General features: G+C 66.2%; 18 protein-coding genes. 4 read left to right on the forward strand and 14 right to left on the reverse strand.

Annotation, left to right across the window (positions count from 1 at the left end; all coding sequences use genetic code 11):
* Positions 1-3: 3 nt before the first annotated feature.
* Positions 4-342 (reverse strand): hypothetical protein, encoded by a 339-nt coding sequence (locus NWF24_RS15225; RefSeq protein WP_258354897.1) that lies wholly within the window; start codon positions 340-342, stop codon positions 4-6.
* Between the two features lie 209 nt (positions 343-551).
* Here NWF24_RS15225 and NWF24_RS15230 point away from each other — a divergent pair, with 209 nt between their 5' ends.
* The gene (locus tag NWF24_RS15230) at positions 552-1169 is read left to right on the forward strand and encodes a LexA family protein (RefSeq protein WP_258354898.1); all 618 of its coding nucleotides are present in this window, start codon (positions 552-554) and stop codon (positions 1167-1169) included.
* Between the two features lie 114 nt (positions 1170-1283).
* On the opposite strand, the gene NWF24_RS15235 is transcribed toward NWF24_RS15230, so the two are convergent.
* The 11 genes from NWF24_RS15235 to NWF24_RS15285 form a co-directional block, all read right to left on the reverse strand.
* Complete coding sequence (locus NWF24_RS15235; RefSeq protein ID WP_258354899.1) at positions 1284-1985, reverse strand: sulfite exporter TauE/SafE family protein; 702 nt, start codon at positions 1983-1985, stop codon at positions 1284-1286.
* A gap of 2 nt (positions 1986-1987) precedes the next feature.
* Entirely contained in the window at positions 1988-3394 is a 1407-nt protein-coding gene (gene hemN, locus NWF24_RS15240) for an oxygen-independent coproporphyrinogen III oxidase (RefSeq protein WP_258354900.1), read from the reverse strand.
* Positions 3391-3657 (reverse strand): hypothetical protein, encoded by a 267-nt coding sequence (locus tag NWF24_RS15245; RefSeq protein ID WP_258354901.1) that lies wholly within the window; start codon positions 3655-3657, stop codon positions 3391-3393. The genes hemN and NWF24_RS15245 overlap by 4 nt, the downstream gene beginning before the upstream one ends.
* Positions 3654-3950: a FixH family protein gene (locus NWF24_RS15250; protein WP_256216641.1), complete on the reverse strand. Its 297-nt coding sequence runs from the start codon at positions 3948-3950 to the stop codon at positions 3654-3656. Before NWF24_RS15250 ends, NWF24_RS15245 begins: the two co-directional genes overlap by 4 nt.
* 9 nt (positions 3951-3959) lie before the next feature.
* A complete protein-coding gene (gene ccoG / locus NWF24_RS15255) occupies positions 3960-5372 on the reverse strand; it encodes a cytochrome c oxidase accessory protein CcoG (protein WP_258354902.1) in 1413 nt (470 codons plus the stop codon).
* A 22-nt stretch (positions 5373-5394) separates the two neighbouring features.
* Complete coding sequence (gene ccoP / locus NWF24_RS15260; protein WP_258354903.1) at positions 5395-6321, reverse strand: cytochrome-c oxidase, cbb3-type subunit III; 927 nt, start codon at positions 6319-6321, stop codon at positions 5395-5397.
* Between the two features lie 13 nt (positions 6322-6334).
* Positions 6335-6475 carry a cbb3-type cytochrome oxidase subunit 3 gene (locus NWF24_RS15265; RefSeq protein ID WP_258354904.1) on the reverse strand — a complete coding sequence of 47 codons (141 nt, stop codon included), beginning with the start codon at positions 6473-6475 and terminating at the stop codon, positions 6335-6337.
* Between the two features lie 24 nt (positions 6476-6499).
* On the reverse strand, positions 6500-7129 hold the full coding sequence (gene ccoO, locus NWF24_RS15270; protein WP_093074307.1) for a cytochrome-c oxidase, cbb3-type subunit II: 630 nt from the start codon (positions 7127-7129) through the stop codon (positions 6500-6502).
* Between the two features lie 9 nt (positions 7130-7138).
* Positions 7139-8578: a cytochrome-c oxidase, cbb3-type subunit I gene (gene ccoN / locus NWF24_RS15275; protein WP_258354905.1), complete on the reverse strand. Its 1440-nt coding sequence runs from the start codon at positions 8576-8578 to the stop codon at positions 7139-7141.
* Positions 8579-8643: 65 nt separating this feature from the next.
* The gene (ccoS, locus tag NWF24_RS15280) at positions 8644-8781 is read right to left on the reverse strand and encodes a cbb3-type cytochrome oxidase assembly protein CcoS (protein WP_093058414.1); all 138 of its coding nucleotides are present in this window, start codon (positions 8779-8781) and stop codon (positions 8644-8646) included.
* Complete coding sequence (locus NWF24_RS15285) at positions 8781-11099, reverse strand: heavy metal translocating P-type ATPase (RefSeq protein WP_258354906.1); 2319 nt, start codon at positions 11097-11099, stop codon at positions 8781-8783. The genes ccoS and NWF24_RS15285 overlap by 1 nt, the downstream gene beginning before the upstream one ends.
* Before the next feature lie 105 nt (positions 11100-11204).
* Between NWF24_RS15285 and NWF24_RS15290 the strand changes: the two genes are divergently transcribed.
* On the forward strand, positions 11205-11648 hold the full coding sequence (locus NWF24_RS15290) for a universal stress protein (RefSeq protein WP_093058412.1): 444 nt from the start codon (positions 11205-11207) through the stop codon (positions 11646-11648).
* Positions 11649-11684: 36 nt separating this feature from the next.
* Here the strand turns inward: NWF24_RS15290 and fusA are convergent, their stop codons facing one another.
* The gene (fusA, locus tag NWF24_RS15295) at positions 11685-13745 is read right to left on the reverse strand and encodes an elongation factor G (RefSeq protein ID WP_258354907.1); all 2061 of its coding nucleotides are present in this window, start codon (positions 13743-13745) and stop codon (positions 11685-11687) included.
* A 137-nt stretch (positions 13746-13882) separates the two neighbouring features.
* On the reverse strand, positions 13883-14506 hold the full coding sequence (locus NWF24_RS15300; RefSeq protein WP_258354908.1) for a TetR/AcrR family transcriptional regulator: 624 nt from the start codon (positions 14504-14506) through the stop codon (positions 13883-13885).
* Positions 14507-14648: 142 nt separating this feature from the next.
* Here NWF24_RS15300 and NWF24_RS15305 point away from each other — a divergent pair, with 142 nt between their 5' ends.
* On the forward strand, positions 14649-15860 hold the full coding sequence (locus tag NWF24_RS15305; protein WP_258354909.1) for an efflux RND transporter periplasmic adaptor subunit: 1212 nt from the start codon (positions 14649-14651) through the stop codon (positions 15858-15860).
* Between the two features lie 15 nt (positions 15861-15875).
* Positions 15876-19043, forward strand: a complete 3168-nt coding sequence (locus NWF24_RS15310; protein WP_258354910.1) for an efflux RND transporter permease subunit — start codon at positions 15876-15878, stop codon at positions 19041-19043.
* The last annotated feature ends 8 nt before the right edge of the window (positions 19044-19051 follow it).

Genomic DNA, 19051 nt, shown 5'->3' on the forward strand with positions numbered 1-19051 from the left:
CCGTCATGGCCTGCGCGCGGCGGCAGCCGATGGCGGGCCGATCTTCGCTAGCACGTATGAAGCACTGGCCGATGCAGCGGAAAGAGCGGTGCGCAAGTGGATGTGCGTTGGCTTGCTCTCGCAGGAAGGGAATGCAGCAGCCATTCGACGGCCGTTCTCCGTGATCTGGAACATCGTCGCCATGATCACTTTGCCCCCGGTGGAAGGCGTCGAGTCCACACGCAGATCCGCGCGCACGAGACCACCAAGAACCAGAACCTTGATCTCCTCGATTTCATCGAGCGAGAAGGTTCTCGCCGGCAATGCCCCTTCGACCAGGCGATGCAGCAACAGCATGGGCATGGGACTCCCCCCAAAACCGCCAGCGATGGACTGATTGTTACGCGGGCTGACAGTTGGATCATCCTAAGACTGCGAAAGCTTTAAAACCAGGATAGAAATTTCGTCGAGCAGGTACAAAACTATCAAACTGCCGGAATGCCCTCTGGCTTGACGATGGAAGAGCTATCATCGATTTTCTTTCTATCCGAAACAGCGCCTACCCTAGGGCTGTGAACAGCCGTCAACTAATTCGCGAAGGACGCAAGCGCCTCCAGATGAGCGAGCAGCAATTTGCTGATGCGCTGGGGGTGAGCCGTGGCGCAGTACAGCAATGGGAAAAACAAGGCGGCACAGCTCCCAAGCGCGCCAACCAGGCGCGTGTGGCCAAGCTGCTTGGAATTTCCGTTGCAGAACTGGTCTCGGGTGTGTCGGCGGGCGCACGAGGGGTCGACGTGCGCGCTGAGGTTCCTCTGGTGTCCGAGGTCGAGGCAGGCAACTACACCGTCATCGACAACTTCAAGCCGACGACGCAATTCGACACCATCCCGGTGAGCGTGCCGGTCAAGAAGCACACCTATGCACTGCGGGTGCATGGCGACAGCATGGTCAGCGAGGCCGGCGACTCGTTTCCCGCCGGATCCATCCTGGTCGTGGAGCCGGAGATGGAGGCGGTGCCCGGCGACTATGTCATTGCGCTGAACGACGCCAGCGAGACCACGTTCAAGCAGCTCGTGAAAGACGGTGGAGACCTGTATCTCAAGCCGTTGAACAGCCGTTATCCCATCAAGCCGCTCGGCGACGCCCAGGTCATCGGCGTGGTGCGCGAGTTCACCAAGCGTTTTCGATAGCCGTCGCGAAAAACGCACGACGGTGTAGATAGATTTTCTAAGCAAAGATACATTTTTCATCCTGACGCAGCAACGGCCTGAATCGCATCCGGTGGGCACAGATCGACGCCCGGCTCAGCGGCACCAGGCGTCGATCTGGCGAATGAGGTCCGACCACAGAGCCTGTACCGCCACGGCCGCCAGCAGCAGGCCGGCCACCCTCGCCCCGCAGGTCTGGCGTGCCCCGCCGCCGCCCCACCGCAAGCGCTGCCAGAGCCACGGCCCGATCAGTAGCGAAAGACTGCTTCCCAGCGCAAACAACGCCATCAGTCCGGCACCCTGCAATGGTCCGCTGCCCAGGCTGGCCAGCATCAGGGCCGAATAGAGCAGCCCGCAAGGCAGCGCGACCCAAAGCAGCCCGGTTGCAAGCACCCCCAGCCACGTGCCGCCGGCATGGGGACGAAGACGCGACTCGAGCGAGCGGCCGACGCGCTGCGCCCACAGCGGCTGCCGCCCCGTGGCGGCCAGCATCGCGCCCCAGGCGAACACGAAGACGTGCAGCAGCACCCACAGCGGCCGCAGTGCGGCAACCTGCGTGCTGGCCTGCGCCAGGCTGTCGACGCTGGCCGCTGCAATGGCGCCTGCCGTCGCGTAGCTCGCAATGCGGCCGAGATGGAAAGCGGCCGGCGCCGCTCGCGCCGACACGGCGCCCTGCCCCGCCGGCACGAGCGGCACGATCCGTATCACCGCCGATGAAGCGGCGCCGCACATCGCCACGCAATGCGGCCCACCGGCAAGGCCCATGAGAAATGCGGCACTGGCGAGCGCGAGTTGCATGGTCAGACCACGCGGGAAAAGCGCGTGCGGTTCGTGCGGCAATACCGGTCGAACACCATGGCGACCGCGCGCACCAGGAACCAGCCCTGCTCGGTGACCGCGAGATCGTGGTCGCTCAGCCGCACCAGGCCGTGAGCGACCAGCGGCCCGAGCGCCGCGAACTCGGTGGCGAAGTAGCGCTGGAAGTCGACTGCAAACGCGTCCCCCATGGCGTTGAAGTCGACCCGACCGCGGCACATCAGCGCCATGATCACGTCCCGCCGCAACAGGTCGTCGCGAGATAGCGCAAGGCCGCGAACCACGGGCAGGCGCCCCTGGTCGAGGAGGTCGTAGTACTCGTCCAGGCTCTTTGCGTTCTGGCTGTAGGTGGCGCCCACGCGGCCAATGCCGGAGACGCCGAGTGCGATCAGGTCGCCTTCGGGCCTGGTCCCGTAGCCCTGGAAGTCGCGCTGCAAGCGCCCTTGCCTCCTGGCAACCGCGAGAGGATCGTCGGGCAGCGCGAAGTGGTCCATGCCGATGTAGACGTAGCCCGCTTCGGTCAGCCGCGTGATCGCGCTTGCGAGCATGCGCACCCGCGTGGCGGCATCGGGCAATTCTTCGGCCGCAATGCGCCGCTGCGGCTTGAAGCGCTCGGGCAGATGCGCATAGGCGTACAGCGCGATGCGGTCGGGCCGCAGCTCGTTGATCTGCGCGAGCGTGCGCTCGAAGGAGGCATCGTTCTGCCGCGGAAGGCCGTAGATCAGGTCCACGTTGATCGATTCGAAACCCAGCGTGCGCGCCGCATCCATCAGCGAGAAGACCTGCGACGCCGGCTGGATGCGATGCACCGCCTGCTGCACCTCGGGGTCGAAGTCCTGCACGCCGAAGCTCAGGCGATTGAAGCCCAGCGCGGCCAGGTTCGCCAGCCGCTGCGCGTCGACCGTGCGCGGATCGATCTCGATGGAGCGCTCGCCTCCGGGCACGAAGGCGAAAGACCGGTGCAGCAGCGCCATGAGCTCGCCCAACTCCGAGTCGTCGAGGAAGGTCGGCGAGCCACCGCCCAGGTGAAGCTGGCCTGCGGTGGCGCTGCGGCCCAGTTGAGCGACCTGCAGATCCACCTCGCGCGCGAGGTAGGCCAGGTACTGCCGGCCCCGTTCGCGGTGGCGAGTGACGATCTTGTTGCAGGCACAGTAGTAGCACAGCGACTCGCAGAACGGAATATGGACGTACAGCGACAGCGGCGGTGCCTCCGCGCCCGCCGCACGCCGGCGGCTCAGCGCCCGGGCGTAGTCGTCGGCGCCGAAGGCCTCGACGAAACGGTCGGCTGTGGGATAGGAGGTGTAGCGCGGCCCGGGAACGTCGAACTCCCGCAGCAGATCGATGGGCAGCGGTGCCTGCACGGGCACAGGGGCAAGAGCGGCAGGAGTCATTGCAAGGGTGTCTGCAGAGGTGATCCAGAAGGTTCCGAAGCCGATGGCCTGGCGAGCAATGCCGTGCATGCGCTCGACGACGCCGCCATCAGCCAGAAGACGAAGAAGGCGGCGGTGTAGATACCCTGGCGCGACATCCGCAACGCGTCGGCGCCGCAGAACGCGTTGACGGGATCGACGAGCGCGAACACCAGCACCTCCATGCCGCAGGCCACCAGGAAGGACGGCCACAGGATGCCCGCGAGCTGGCGCACTCCGTTCATGGTGCGGCCTTCCGGGCCGGCGGCGGCATGTCGCTCGCGGGCGTGGTCGCGTGGTTGCGCCCGGTCAGCGCGGGCAACAGCTTCTTCGCGGCCAGGGTCTTGTTGATCTCGACGCCTTCGCGGTAGTAGTCCTCGGACACCAGCGCATCGGGGCTGCGCCAGGCCAGCCAGAAGGTCACGAAGCTCGCGACCACCACGACCGCCGGACCGCCGATCACCATCCAGAGCAGCGGATAGCGCCACCAGGCCTGGGCCGCCGGTTCATTCGTTGTCGCCATTGTTGTTGCGTTCATCTCGACCTTTCAGCGCGGCACAAGGAAGGCCGCTTTTTCCGAAACCTCGGCGCCGCCGCCCTCCTCGCGGATGCCGAAGTGCACCGTGTGCGATCCGGCAGGCACGGCTCCATAGGGCACCTGCAGCCGCACCGCGACCCAGCGCGACTGGGCGGCATCGACCGTCACCGGCTCATCGGGCGAGACGCTGAGGCCTTCCAGTCCGTCGGCGACGATGCGGTACTGCTGCGGTTTTTCAGTGGCATTCATGATCTGGAGCCGATAGACGTTCTCCAGTCGCCCGCCCTCGGCGATACGGGCCAGCGAAGCGCGGTCGCGCACCACGTCGACCTTGAACGGCGTGCGCACGATCAGGCTGGCCAGCAGTCCGGTCACCAGCAGCGCCAGGATCGTCGTGTAGAGCAGCACGCGCGGCCGCAGCACGCGCCGCAGCAGTTCGCGGCGCGACCAGCCGGCTTCCATGCCGTTCTGCGTGTCGTAGCGGATCAGCCGCGGCGGGTAGGCCATCTTCTGCATGACGGTATCGCAGGCATCCACGCAAAGGCCGCAGCCGATGCATTCGTACTGCAGGCCCTGGCGAATGTCGATGCCGGTCGGGCACACCTGCACGCACAGGCCGCAGTCGATGCAGTCGCCCAGCGCCAGCGTGCGCGGGTCGGGGCCCTTGCGGCGCGGCGCGCGAGGTTCGCCGCGCTGCGGGTCGTAGGTGACGATGAGCGTGTCGCGGTCGAACATGGCGCTCTGGAAGCGCGCGTAGGGGCACATGTACTTGCAGACCTGCTCGCGCATGAAGCCGGCATTGCCGTAGGTGGCAAAGCCGTAGAAGAAAACCCAGAACACCTCCCACGAGCCCATCTGCGTCTGCAGGAAGGCCATGCCCAGTTCGCGGATGGGCGTGAAGTAGCCCACGAAGGTGAAGCCGGTCCACAGCGCGATGCCGATCCAGACGATGTGCTTGAACCATTTCTTCACCAGCTTCTCGAGCGACATCGGCTCGGCGTCCAGCTGCATGCGCGCGGTGCGGTTGCCTTCGATCTTGTGCTCCACCCACATGAAGATCTCGGTGTAGACCGTCTGCGGGCAGGCGTAGCCGCACCACAGGCGACCCGCCACCGCGGTGAAGAGAAAGAGAGACAGCGCACTGATGACCAGCAGGCCCGAGAGATAGATCAGGTCCTGCGGATACAGCACCAGCCCGAAGATGTAGAAGCGGCGTGCGGCCAGGTCGAACAGCACCATCTGCCGCTCGCCCCACTCCACCCACGGCAGGCCGTAGAACACCAGCTGCGTAAGAAAGACCATGGCCCAGCGCCAGCGCGCGAACATGCCGCGCACCGTGCGGGGATAGATCTTCTTCGTGGCCTCGTAAAGGCCGACCTCCTCGCTGCCCGCGCTGACGATGGGAATGATCTTCCTGGTCATGGCGTTGCACCGATCTCGGGTTTCACGGCGTGGCCGCGACCGTGTTGGTGTTGTTGTTGGAGAACCCCCAGACATACGACGCGAGCATCCGGATCTGCGCCTCGGTGAGGCGGCCTTCCTGCGCGGGCATCTCGTTGTGCTTGCCCGCGTTGATCATCTGGACGATGGCGGCCTCGCCGTAGCCGTGGAGCCAGATCCTGTCGCTGAGGTTGGGCGCACCGATGGCCTGGTTGCCCACGCCCCCGATGCCGTGGCAGGCCGCGCAGACCGTGAACTTCGACTTTCCGAGGCCAGCACGCAACGAATCGTGCGGCTCGCCCGCCAGGCTCAGCACGTAGTTGGCAACGTTCTTCACGTCATCCGGTGTGCCGACGGCCGCAGCCATCGGCGGCATCACGCCGACTCGGCCCTTGGTGATGCTCTCGACGATCTTCTCTGGCGTGCCGCCGTGCAGCCAGTCCTTGTCGGTCAGGTTAGGAAAGCCCTTGCTGCCGCGCGCGTCGGAACCATGGCACTGGGCGCAGTTGTTCATGAAAAGACGCTCACCGATGGCCTTGGCCTGCGGGTCTCTTGCCACCTCCTCTACCGGCATGGCGGCGTACTTCGCGTAGACGGGTGCCAGCTCTTGCGTGGCCTTGGCGACTTCCGCTTCGTATTCGCCGCGCGAACTCCAGTCGGACTGGCCGCGAAAGCTCCCCAGGCCCGGAAAGATCGCTAGGTAGCCCAGCCCGAAAACGATGGTCAGCACGAACAGGCCGATCCACCACATGGGCAACGGGTTGTTGGCTTCGCGCAGATCCTCGTCCCAGACGTGGCCCGTGGTGTTGTCGGCGCTTGGCGCAACCCGCTTGCGGGCTGTGAACCACAGCAGCAGCACGCAGCCGAGGATGCTCAGCAGCGAAACCGCGGCCACATAGTTCGACCAGAAATGGCTGATGAAATCGCTCATCGTGGTTCTCCCTTCAGTCCTGCTCGAACGGCAAGCGGGCCGCTTCCTGGAAGTCGCGCGCGTTGCGACGCGAATACGCCCAGATCACGATGCCGATGAAAAGCGTGAAGCACACGACGGTGGCTGCAACGCGCAAGGTGGTGACGTCAATCATGGTTTCGGTCCTTTGCCGCCGTGCTTACTTGAGAGCCAGGCCCAGCGATTGCAGATAGGCCACCGTGGCCTCCATCTCGGTCTTGCCCGTGACCTCTTCCGTGGCCTTGGCGATTTCCTCGTCGGTGTAGGGCACGCCGACACGGCGCAGCGCGCGCATGTGGGTTGGCAAGGCTTCGGCGTCGACGAGGGCCTTTTCCAGCCATGAATAGGCCGGCATGTTCGACTCGGGCACCAGGTCGCGCGGATTGTTCAGGTGGATGCGGTGCCACTCGTCGCTGTACTTGCCGCCCACGCGGTGCAGGTCTGGGCCGGTGCGCTTGCTGCCCCACTGGAACGGGTGGTCGTAGACGAACTCGCCCGCCACCGAGTAGTGGCCGTAGCGCAGCGTCTCCGAGCGGAAGGGCCGGATCATCTGCGAGTGGCAGTTGTAGCAACCCTCGCGCAGGTAGACGTCGCGGCCCGCGAGCTGCAGCGGCGTGAGCGGCTTGACGCCCTGCACCGCCTCGGTGGTCGACTTCTGGAAGAAGAGCGGCACGATCTCGACGAGGCCGCCGACGGCCACGACCACGAGGATCAGCACGATCATCAGCAGGTTGTTGGTCTCGATCTTCTCGTGGGTAAAGCCGCTGGACTTGGGAGTGTTCGGGTTCATCGTGCGTCCTCAGGCGTGGGCCATGACGGGGAGCGGGATCTCGACGCGCACCGAGCGGCCCGAGATGACGGTCATCCAGACGTTCCAGGCCATCACCAGCATCCCGGAGAGGTAGAGCAGCCCGCCGATCAGGCGCACCACGTAGAACGGGAATGTGGCCTTCACGCTTTCCACGAAGGTGTAGGTGAGCGTGCCGTCGGGGTTGATGGCGCGCCACATCAGCCCTTGCATCACGCCGGCGATCCACATCGCGGCGATGTACAGGACGATGCCGATGGTGGCGATCCAGAAGTGCGCCTCGATGGCCTTCACGCTGTACATGGTGGTGCGGCCGTACATGCGCGGGATCAGGTAGTAAAGCGAGCCCATGGTGATGAACCCCACCCAGCCGAGCGCGCCGGAGTGCACGTGGCCGATGGTCCAGTCGGTGTAGTGGCTCAGGGCGTTGACGGTCTTGATGGACATCATCGGGCCCTCGAAGGTCGACATGCCGTAGAACGACAGTGCGACGATCAGGAAGCGCAGGATCGGGTCGGTGCGCAGCTTGTGCCAGGCGCCCGAGAGCGTCATCACGCCGTTGATCATGCCGCCCCAGCTGGGCGCCAGCAGGATCAGCGAGAACACCATGCCCAGCGATTGCGTCCAGTCCGGCAGCGCCGTGTAGTGCAGGTGGTGCGGGCCCGCCCACATGTAGGTGAAGATCAGCGCCCAGAAGTGGACGATGGACAGCCGGTACGAATACACCGGCCGGCCGGCCTGCTTGGGGATGTAGTAATACATCATCCCGAGGAAGCCCGCGGTGAGGAAGAAGCCCACGGCGTTGTGGCCGTACCACCACTGCACCATCGCGTCCTGCACGCCGGCATAGGCCGAGTAGCTCTTCATCCAGCCCGCCGGAACCTCTGCGCTGTTGACGATGTGCAGCAGCGCCACCGCGATGATGAAGGCTCCGAAGAACCAGTTCGCCACGTAGATGTGGCGCACGCGGCGCATGCCGATGGTGCCGAAGAACACGATGGCGTAGGCCACCCAGACCACCGCGATCAGCAGGTCAATGGGCCATTCCAGCTCGGCGTATTCCTTGCCGCTGGTGTAGCCCATCGGCAGGCTGATGGCGGCCGCGACGATCACGGCCTGCCAGCCCCAGAACACGAAGGATGCGAGCTTCGGCGCAAAGAGGCCCACTTGGCAGGTGCGCTGCACCACGTGGAAGCTCGTGGCCATCAGCGCGCAGCCGCCGAACGCGAAGATGACCGCGTTGGTGTGCAGCGGCCGCAGCCGTCCGTAGCTGAGCCATGGAATGCCGAGGTTGAGCTCGGGCCACGTCAGCTGGGAGGCGATGATCACGCCGACCAGCATGCCGACCACGCCCCAGACCACGGACATGAGCGCGAACTGCCGCACGACGGTGTCGTCGTATACCGCGGCGGGTGGGTTCGGTTGTTGCATCGTCGTGCCCTTGAATGAGTTGTGGGCAGTTTCCGTGGCCCCCTGCCTCGCGGGATTGATGCAAATCAATCGCCGTGCAGGATGCGGTCGCCTTCGGTCTCGACGTCGTCGAACTGGCCGCGCTCGATCGCCCACCAGAGCCCGCCGAGGATCGCGAGAACCAGCACCACGGACAGCGGGATGAGCAGGAAGAGGATGTCCATCAGCGGCTTGCCTTGCCGGCGGCCGCGAGCCGTGCAGCATTGAGGACCACCACGAGGGAGCTCGCGGCCATGCCCAGGCCCGCGAGCCACGCCGGCAACCAGCCTGCTACCGCGAGCGGCACGCACAGCGCGTTGTAGCCCGCGGCCCACCAGAGGTTCTGGCGCACCACCTGCAGCGTCTTGCGGGCTTGCGCGATGGCATCTGGAATGGTGGCGAGCCTGTCGCCCAACACGACGAAATCGGCGTGCGCGCGCGACAGCGGCACGCTGCGGCCGAAGGCGAACGAGGCGTTCGCACGCGCCAGCGAGGGGCCGTCGTTGAGGCCGTCGCCCACCATCGCAATCTGCCGTCCCTCGGCCTGCAGCCGCCAGAGCACGTCGAGCTTGTCCTCCGGCGTGCAGCCACCCTGCGCGAAGTCGATGCCGCAGCGCGCGGCGATCTCCTTCGCGGCGCTGTCGCGATCACCCGAGAGCAGCCGCACCGTCAGGCCCTGCGCGCGCAGCGCAGCCACCGCAACGGCGGCATCGGCGCGAAGCTCTTCGGCCAGCACGAAGCTGGCGACCCATCCCTGCTCGTCGGCCAGGTGGACCTGCGCAGCGTCAACCTCCAGCGCATTCACGCTGCAGAAGGCCGACGAGCCAAGACGCGCACGCTGGCCTGTTCCGGCGCGCGCACACGTCCGGCGCAGCAGGCCTTCGAGCCCGAGCCCTGCGGCTTCGGTGGCCTGTTCCACGGTCCAGCCCGGTGGCGAGCGGAACTGGGCATTCCATGCATTCACCAGCGCCTGCGCAACGGGATGCAGCGACTGCGCAGCGAGCGCCGCCGCCATTTCAAGTGCGTCGCCGGGCCGCAGGCCCTGCCGGCAATAGATGCGCTCCAGCCGCGGGATGTCGCCAGTCAACGTGCCGGTCTTGTCGAACACGACCGTATCGACCGACGCCAGCGCCTCCAGCGCTTGCAGGTTGGAAGTCAGTACGCCGCCGCGCGCCAGGGCACCGGCGCTCGCGAGCATGGCAGCCGGTGTCGCGAGCGAGAGCGCACAGGGGCAGGTCACGATGAGCACCGCGACCGCCACCATCAGCGCCTTGCCCGGGTCCGTGTGCCACCAGAACACTGCCGCCACCGTCGCCGATGCGAGCACCGCGACGAGAAAAGGCCGCGCCACCCGGTCCGCCAGCAGCGCCAGGCGCGGCTTGCGCGAGGCGGCGCTTTCCATCAGCCGCACGATCTGGGCGAAGCGCGTGTCCTCGCCCACCGATTCGATCCGCACACTGACCACCGCCGATAGGTTGTGGCTGCCGGCCAGCACACGATCGCCGCGGGGGCGCGGCACGGGCCGGGATTCGCCGGTCAGCAGGGCCTCGTCGGCGCTGGTGTCGCCTTCGATCACCACGCCGTCGGCCGGAAACGCCTCGCCGGGGCGCACGCGCACCACGTCTGCGGCTGCGAGCCTGCGCACGGCCACGCGGGTCCAGCTGCCGTCGGGCGCGAGTCGATCGATGCTGTCGGGCAGGCGGTTCATCAAGGCCTCGAGCGAGCCGGCGGTACGGTCTCGCAGGCGTGCCTCGAGCCAGCGGCCGGTCAGCAGGAAGAAGACGAACATCGTCAGCGAGTCGAAGTAGACCTCGTGGCCCAGCGGCCCGCTGGCGTCGAAGGTGGCGGCGCTGCTGACCGCGAAGGCCGCGAGCACGCCGAACGCCACCGGAAGATCCATGCCGATGCGGCCCGCGCGCAGGTCGCGCCAGGCGCTGCGGAAGAAGGGACCGCAGGAGAACAGCACGACGGGCAGCGTGAGCACCCAGGAGGCCCAGCGCAGCAACTGCGCCGCGTCGTCCGTCATGTCGCCCGGCCTGGCGATGTAAGCCGGGTAGGCATACATCATCACTTGCATCATGCAGAAGCCCGAGACCAGCCAGCGCCACAGCGCCATGCGCAGTTCGCGCGCACGCCCCGCGCTTGCCAACTGGCTGCCGGCGGGAACCAGCGGGTATCCGGCAGCAGCCGAAGCCTCGAACCAGCGTGAAGGCCGGGTGACCGCGGCCGACCACACCACGCGCGCCCGCCGGCTGGCCCCATTGACCTGTGCCTCGCGCACCCCGGGCACCTTCAGCAGCGCGGCCTCGACGGTAAAAGCGCAAGCGGTGCAGTGCATGCCCTCGACCGCGACCTGCGATGCCCACTGGCCGGTGGCTGCATCGCCCTCCACCAGCTGGCCGAACGCCGGCCATTCGGCCGGGTCGTCGAGCACCTGCCAGGTGTCGGCGGTGGCCGCAGCGGCCGGCGGATGCGTAGAGAACGGGGCGAGCGCAGCTTGCATCGGAGCGAGGCTAAGGGCGGGCCTCGCGGTGCCCTTTGATCTGCATCAACGTCCGAAGCCGTGGCCTGCCTAAGCTCGCGGCACACCTATCCCTGGAGACCTCACATGTTCAAGCGCATCCTCGTCGCCACCGACGGCTCCACACTTTCGAAGAAGGCTGTCGCGAGCGCGATCGCTCTCGCCGCACAGAACGATGCCGACCTGGTGGCGCTCAACGTGGTTCCGCGCTACCCCCGAAGCTACTTCGAGGGCTCCATGACCTTTTCGCCAGAGGACATCGGCCGCGTCGAGAAGCAATGGGCCGAGAAGGCACAGGCAATGCTCGACACCGTGAGCGCACGCGCCAAGGAAAGCGGCGTGCGTGTCAAGACGGCGACGGCCAACTCTGACTTGGTGGCGGAGTCGATCATCGCCGCGGCGAAAAAGCACAAGAGCGACCTGATCGTGATGGCCTCGCACGGCCGCAAGGGCATCAAGCGGCTGCTGCTTGGCAGCGAGACGCAGCACGTGCTGGCGCATTCGGCGCTGCCTGTGCTGGTGCTTCGCTAGCCGGGCCCATTGCGATATCTCGCAAACACAATTCCCCTAGTCCTCTTCATGCACCCGGTACTGGTCCGTCAGCGTCTGCTGGACAGCCGGTGGCACCGCTTCGTAGTGTGACAACGCAATGGTGTAGCGCCCCTGGCCGCTGGTCATTGCATTGAGTCGCGACTGGTAGTTGGCCAGTTCGGCCATGGGCACCTGCCCGCCGACGGTCACAACACCGCCCCCCAGGGCCGACGTTCCGGTGACTAGGCCGCGCCGCGACGACAGGTCGCTGGTGACATCGCCGACGGAATGCTCCGGCACGTCGATCTCGATCTGGACGATCGGCTCGAGCACGACCGGCCGGGCCTCGCGGATGGCGGCCATGAAGGCCTTGCGGCCGGCTGTCGCGAAGGCGATGTCCTTGCTGTCGACGCTGTGGTGCTTGCCATCGTGCACAACAACGCGCACATCGACCACGGGGTAGCCGGCGATCGCGCCGCACACCAGCACCTCGCGCACGCCCTTCTCGACCGCGGGGATGAACTGGCCCGGAATCGCGCCACCCCTGACCTCATCGGCGAACTGGAAGCCCGCGCCGCGCGCCAGCGGCTCGATGCGCAGGAAGACTTCGCCGAACTGGCCAGCGCCGCCGGTCTGTTTCTTGTGCCGGTGGTGGCCCTCGGCCGGCACGGTCACGCTCTCGCGGTAGGCAATGCGGGGCGGGCGCGTCTGGACCTCGAAGCGGTACACCTCGCGCAGGCGTTCGAGCACGATGCGCAGGTGCAGTTCGCCGAGCCCGTAGAGGACCGTCTCGTTGGTCGCGGCCACATGCTCGATGCGCAGGCACGGATCCTCGGCCGTGAGCTTGCCGAGGATCTCCCAGGCGCGCTGCTCGTCGCCATGGCGCTTGGGCTCCACGGCCAGGCCGTACACCGGCACCGGGAACGCCAGAGGCGCGAGATGCACGTGGCTGTCTTCGGCCACATCGTGCAGCACGGCGTCGAAATGGATCTCCTCGACCTTGGCCACCGCCACGATGTCGCCGGGCACTGCGTGCGACACCTCGACATGGTCCTTGCCCTGGAGCATGAACAGGTGCCCCACCTTGAAGGGCTTGCGGCCGTCGCCAATGTAGAGCTGGCTGTCGCGCGTGAGCGTGCCCTGGTGTACGCGGAAGATGCCCATCTTGCCGACATAGGGGTCGATCGTGACCTTGAACACGTGCGCCAGCACGTGCAGCGACGGGTCGGGCCTGGCCTCCATGGGCTTGGCCTGCCCGCCCTCGCCAACGATGAAGTCCGGCGGGTTGGCCTCGGTCGGGTCTGGCAGGAGCTTGACGATCACGTCCAGCAGCTCGGCCACGCCGGCGCCGCTGCGCGACGAGACGAAGCACACCGGGATCAGGTGGCCTTCGCGCAGCGCCTGCTCCAGCGGCGCATGCAGCTCGGCCGGATCCACGTCGCCTTCCTCGAGGTAGCGGTCGACGAAGGCCGCGTCGACCTCGACCACCTGCTCCACCAGCGCGCGGTGCGCCGCTTCTACAGGGCCGAAGTCGGACCGCCCGAAGCGGTTGAAGAAGCAGTCCACCACCTGCCTGCCGACCCCGTCGGGCACGTTCAGCGGCAGGCATTCGCGGCCGAAGGTGGCCTGGATGTCGGCCAGCAGGCCCGCCAGCGAGACGCCCTGCGAGTCGATCTTGGTGACGATGATCATGCGGGCAAGGTGGCGCGAGGCCGCGTACTCCATCATGCGCACCGCCATCGGCTCGATGCCTGTGGCGGCATTGATGACCACCGCCGCCGTTTCGACCGCCTCCAGCGCCGGCAGGCTCTGGCCGAGGAAGTCGGGGCCGCCGGGCGTGTCGATGAAGTGGATGCGCGTGCCGGCATGCGTGAGGTGCATCACCGATGCGTTGAGCGAGTGCTGCATGCGGCGCTCGAGCGGGTCGTGGTCGCTGACGGTGCTGCCGCGTTCGATGCTGCCGCAGGCACCGATGGCGCCTGCCTTGTACAACAAGGCCTCGGCAAGAGAGGTCTTGCCGGCGGCCGCGGCGCCGACGAGCGCCAGCGTTCGCACTGCTTCCACTTCGGCCGCGAGGCCGTTCGATCGGCTTGGCATGGCATGGACTCCTTGGCGTCCGCAAGGCTGGCCCGGCGGCCCGCAGGGGCTCGGGCGGTGCGCAAAGACGCCGGGTCAGCGTACGGGATTGACCGTGCCAACGCAAGCTGGGTGCGCGCGGCGCGCTTGTCGCAAGCTCACTTCGTCTTCTTTCCTTCGGGCGCATAGCCTCCGAGAAAGGTCTGCAGAGCCCGTCGCGTTGCTTCCCGCAAATCCTTTCGGGATAACGGTCCTTCGATACCGAGAAGAGCCGGCATGACGGTCTCCGAATCCAGCAATGCCGTCAAGTGGCGCGCCGCTACCTGCGGATCGGCCTTGCGCAGCCGGCCCTTTTGCATCTGCAGTTCCAGAAACCCCGCCACCTCCGTCAGCCCCTTCTTGGGCCCTCCTTCGTAGAACAACCGCCCGATGTCGCTGCGGCCTGACTCCGCGATCACGGCCCTGCGCGCCTGGATGGCCTCTTGCGAACACACCACCGCCAGGATTTTTTCGCCGAAGCGTTGCAGCACTTGTTCGAGGTCGTCGTCACTCTCCTGCCCGAGCGCCTCAAAAATTGGCGCGAAATGGACCTTGGCCGTGCCGTGCGTCACGGCAACGAACAACTCCTCCTTGGAGCTGAAGTAGCCATACAGCGTGGCCCTCGAGCCGCCCACACGCGCAGCGATCTCCACCATGGAGGCCCCTTCGAATCCCAGCTCCCGGAAGACCTCCGCGGCCACCTGAACGATGGCGTCGCGCTTGGCCTCTGTTTTGACTCGCATCTAAATGTCTCCTCATTTCTAGACAATAGTGTTCATTATTAATTGACAACCTCTGGAAGTCAAAATACATTACTGGACACTACTGTCTGTTTAACAGCAGGCCGGCCCCATCACCAATCCGTCGCTCTTCAGGAGATTCGCCATGCGTCCACCTCTCACCTATGGCCTGACCTTCACGGCAGCCCTCGCTTCTACCTTCATGCTTGTCGCCTGCGGCAAGCCACCGGGCGGGCCGCCTGCCGCGCAGGGCATGCCCGAGGTCGGGGTGGTGTCGGTGCAGCCGCAGCGCGTGGCCATCACGGCCGAGCTGCCCGGGCGCACGACGCCCTTTCTCATCGCCGACGTACGGCCCCAGGTCGGCGGCATCGTGAAGGCCCGCCAGTTCCGCGAAGGCAGCGACGTGAAGGCCGGCGAAACGCTCTATCAGATCGATCCCGCCACCTACAAGGCGACCTACGACAGCAACGTCGCCGCGCTCGCCAAGGCGCAGGCCAGCCTCACGACCACGCGGCTGAAGGCCGAGCGCTACAAGGAACTGGTCGCCATCAAGGCCGTGAGCCAACAGGACTACGACGACGCCGCCGCCTCGCTGGGCCAAGGCGAGGCCGATGTCGCCTCGGCGCGGGCCAATGTGGAGACGAGCCGTATCAACCTCGCCTATGCGCGCATCGACGCGCCAATCTCCGGGCGCATCGGCAAGTCGACAGTCACGCCCGGCGCGCTGGTCACGGCGAGCCAGTCGACCGCGCTGGCCACCATCCAGCAGCTCGATCCGATCTATGTCGACGTGACGCAATCCAGCGCCGCGATGCTTCAGCTGAAGCAGGCCATGGCCCGCGGCGATCTGCAAAAGAGCGGCGCCAACGCCGCGAGGGTGCGGCTGCTGCTCGAAGACGGAAGCGCCTATCCGCTCGAAGGCAAGCTCGAGTTCTCTGACGTCACCGTAGACCAGAACACCGGCGCCATCACGCTGCGCGCGGTGTTTCCCAACCCCAAGGCGGACCTGCTGCCCGGCATGTACGTGCGCGCCGTGTTGCAGGAAGGCGTGAAGGAACAGGCGCTCATGGTGCCGCAGCAGGCCGTGTCGCGCGACAGCACCGGCAAGCCGACGGCCTATGTGGTGAATGCCCAGCACAAGCTGCAGCGGCGCGTGCTCGAAACGGAACGCGCCATCGGCGACCAATGGCTGGTGCGCAGCGGCCTGCAGGCCGGCGACCAGCTCGTGGTGGACGGCCTGCAGCGCGCGGCGCCAGGCGTCGAGGTGAAGACGGTGCAGTGGAACCCCAAGTCCAAGCCCGGCACTGAAACGACTGCCAAGGCGGCCCTCCCCTCGCCCGGCACCACGGCGGACTGATCCAGGAAGACCACCATGGCACGCTTCTTCATCGACCGCCCCATCTTCGCGTGGGTCCTCGCCATCATCGTGATGCTGGGCGGCGTCATGTCCATCGCCACGCTGCCGATCGCGCAGTACCCGAGCATCGCGCCGCCCGCCGTCGCAATCACCGCCAACTACCCCGGCGCTTCCGCCAAGACGCTCGAAGACACCGTCACCCAGGTCATCGAGCAGAAGATGAAGGGACTGGACCGGCTGAGCTACATGGCATCGACCAGCGAGTCGTCGGGCTCGGTCACCATCACGCTCACCTTCGAGAACGGCACAGACCCCGACACCGCGCAGGTGCAGGTGCAGAACAAGCTCTCGCTTGCCACGCCGCTGCTGCCGCAAGAGGTGCAGCAGCAGGGCGTCACCGTCACGAAGTCGGCCACCAACTTTCTGAACGTGTTGGCCTTCACCTCCGAAGACGGCAGCATGAACGGGTCGGACCTGTCCGACTACGTCGCGGCCAACGTCCAGGACGCAATCAGCCGCGTCGAGGGCGTGGGCGACACCACGCTCTTCGGCTCGCAGTACGCCATGCGCGTATGGCTCGACCCGAACAAGCTCTCCAGCTTCAGCCTCACGCCGCTGGATGTGAAGAACGCGATCACGGCGCAGAACGCGCAGGTTTCGGCCGGCCAGCTCGGCGGCATGCCTGCGGCAAGCAACCAGCAGCTCAACGCCACCATCACCTCGCAGACACGCCTGAAGACCGCGCAGGAGTTCGAGGACATCCTGCTGCGCACGCAGACCGACGGCTCGCAGGTTCGCCTGCGCGACGTCGCCCGCATCGAGCTCGGCAGCGAGTCGTACAACACGGTCGGTCGCTACAACGGCAAGCCGGCCGCGGGCCTGGCCATCAAGCTGGCCACCGGCGCCAATGCGCTCGACACGGTCAAGGCCGTCGATGCGCGCCTCGCCGAGCTCGAGAAGTTCTTTCCGCAGGGCATGAAGGTGCAGAAGCCCTACGACACAACGCCCTTCGTGCGGATCTCCATCGAGGAGGTCATCAAGACGCTCGTAGAGGCCGTGGTGCTGGTGTTCCTGGTGATGTATCTCTTCTTGCAGAATTTCCGCGCCACGCTGATTCCGACCATTGCGGTTCCCGTGGTGCTGCTGGGCACCTTCGGCGTGCTCGCGGCCTTCGGCTTCACCATCAACACCTTGACGATGTTCGCGATGGTGCTCGCCATCGGGCTGCTGGTGGACGATGCAATCGTGGTGGTCGAGAACGTCGAGCGTGTGATGGCCGATGAAGGCCTCCCGCCCAAGGAGGCCACGCGCAAGTCCATGGGCCAGATCACCGGTGCGCTGGTCGGCGTGGCCCTGGTGCTGGCGGCGGTGTTCGTGCCGATGGCTTTCTTCGGCGGCTCCACGGGCGTGATCTACCGGCAGTTCTCCATCACCATCGTGTCGGCCATGACGCTGTCGGTGCTCGTGGCGCTGGTGCTCACGCCCGCTCTTTGCGCGACACTGCTCAAGCCGGTCGACAAGGATCATGCGATGGCCACCACCGGCTTCTTCGGCTGGTTCAACCGCAGCTTCGATCGCGGCAACCGCCGCTACCAGGGCATCGTGCGGCACATGGTGGGCAAGGGCTGGCGCTACATGGCCTTGTACGCGGTCTTGTTTGCCGTGGTGGTGTTCGGCTTCATGAAGCTGCCGGTCGGCTTTCTGCCCGACGAAGACCAGGGCACGATGTTTGCGCTGGTGCAGCTGCCGCCGGGCGCGACGAACACGCGCACGGAAGAAGTCATCCGCCAGGTGGAGCATCACTTCCTGGTCGATCAGAAAGACGCGGTCTCGGGCATCTTCACGGTGGCGGGTTTCAGCTTCGCGGGCAGCGGGCAGAACACGGGCTTTGCCTTCATCAAGCTCAAGCCCTGGAATGAACGCGAGGGCGAAGCACTGAGCGTGACGGGAGTGGCCGCAAAGGCCGGCGCCTTCTTCAACACAATCAGGGACGCAAAGGTGTTTGCCTTCGCACCGCCCGCCGTGGCGGAGCTCGGCAACGCGACCGGCTTCGACCTGATGCTGCAGGATCGCGCCAACCTCGGTCACGAGGCGCTGATGCAGGCGCGCAACCAGCTGCTCGGCACGCTGGCCAAGGACAAGCGCCTGGTGGCCGTGCGCCCCAACGGGATGGAAGACACGCCCGAATTCAGACTCGAGATCGATCCGCACAAGGCGCAGGCCCAGGGCCTTTCGATGTCCGACATCAACGACACCTTCTCCACCGCCTGGGGCAGCAGCTACGTCAACGACTTCATCGACAAGGGGCGCGTGAAGAAGGTGATGCTGCAGGCCGATGCACAGTACCGGATGCTGCCGGAGGACATCGACCGCTGGTACGTGCGCAACAGCGCCGGAACGATGGTGCCCTTCACCTCGTTCGCCAAGGCTGGCTGGAGTTCGGGCTCGCCCCGCCTGGAGCGCTACAACGGGGTGCCCTCGGTGGAAATCCTGGGCATGGCGATGCCGGGAGCTGCATCGAGCGGTGACGCTCTCGCCATTGTCGAAGCCGCAGTCGCCAAACTGCCGCCGGGCATCGGCTACGAATGGACCGGCCTGTCGCGCCAGGAAAAGGCATCGAGCGGCCAGACCGGCCTGCTCTATGGGTTGTCGATCCTGATCGTGTTCCTGTGCCTTGCAGCGCTGTACGAGAGCTGGGCGATTCCGTTCTCGGTGATCCTGGTGGTGCCGCTCGGCGTGCTGGGCGCGCTTGTCGGCGCGATCCTGACGTGGAAGATGAACGACGTGTACTTCCAGGTCGGCCTGCTCACGACCATCGGGCTGGCGTCGAAGAACGCCATCCTGATCGTCGAGTTCGCGAAGGACCTGCATGCGCACGGCAAGAGCCTGGTCGAGTCGGCGATGGAGGCTGCTCGCATGCGGCTGCGGCCCATCCTCATGACCTCGCTGGCCTTCGTGCTCGGCGTGTTGCCGATGGTGCTGGGCACCGGTGCCGGGGCCGGCGCGCAGCATGCGCTGGGCACGGCCGTCATCGGCGGCATGCTGTCGGGCACGCTGCTCGCGATCTTCTTCGTGCCTCTTTTCTTCGTGCTGGTGCGCGGTCTCTTCAAGGGACGGTCGCCCTCGCCTGCTTTGCCCGCCTTGCCGGACTCGCATGCACAACCGGCCGCGGCCGCTTCCTGAGGTGTCTG

Source organism: Variovorax paradoxus (assembly GCF_024734665.1).
In the GTDB taxonomy this organism is placed as follows: Bacteria; Pseudomonadota; Gammaproteobacteria; order Burkholderiales; family Burkholderiaceae_C; genus Variovorax.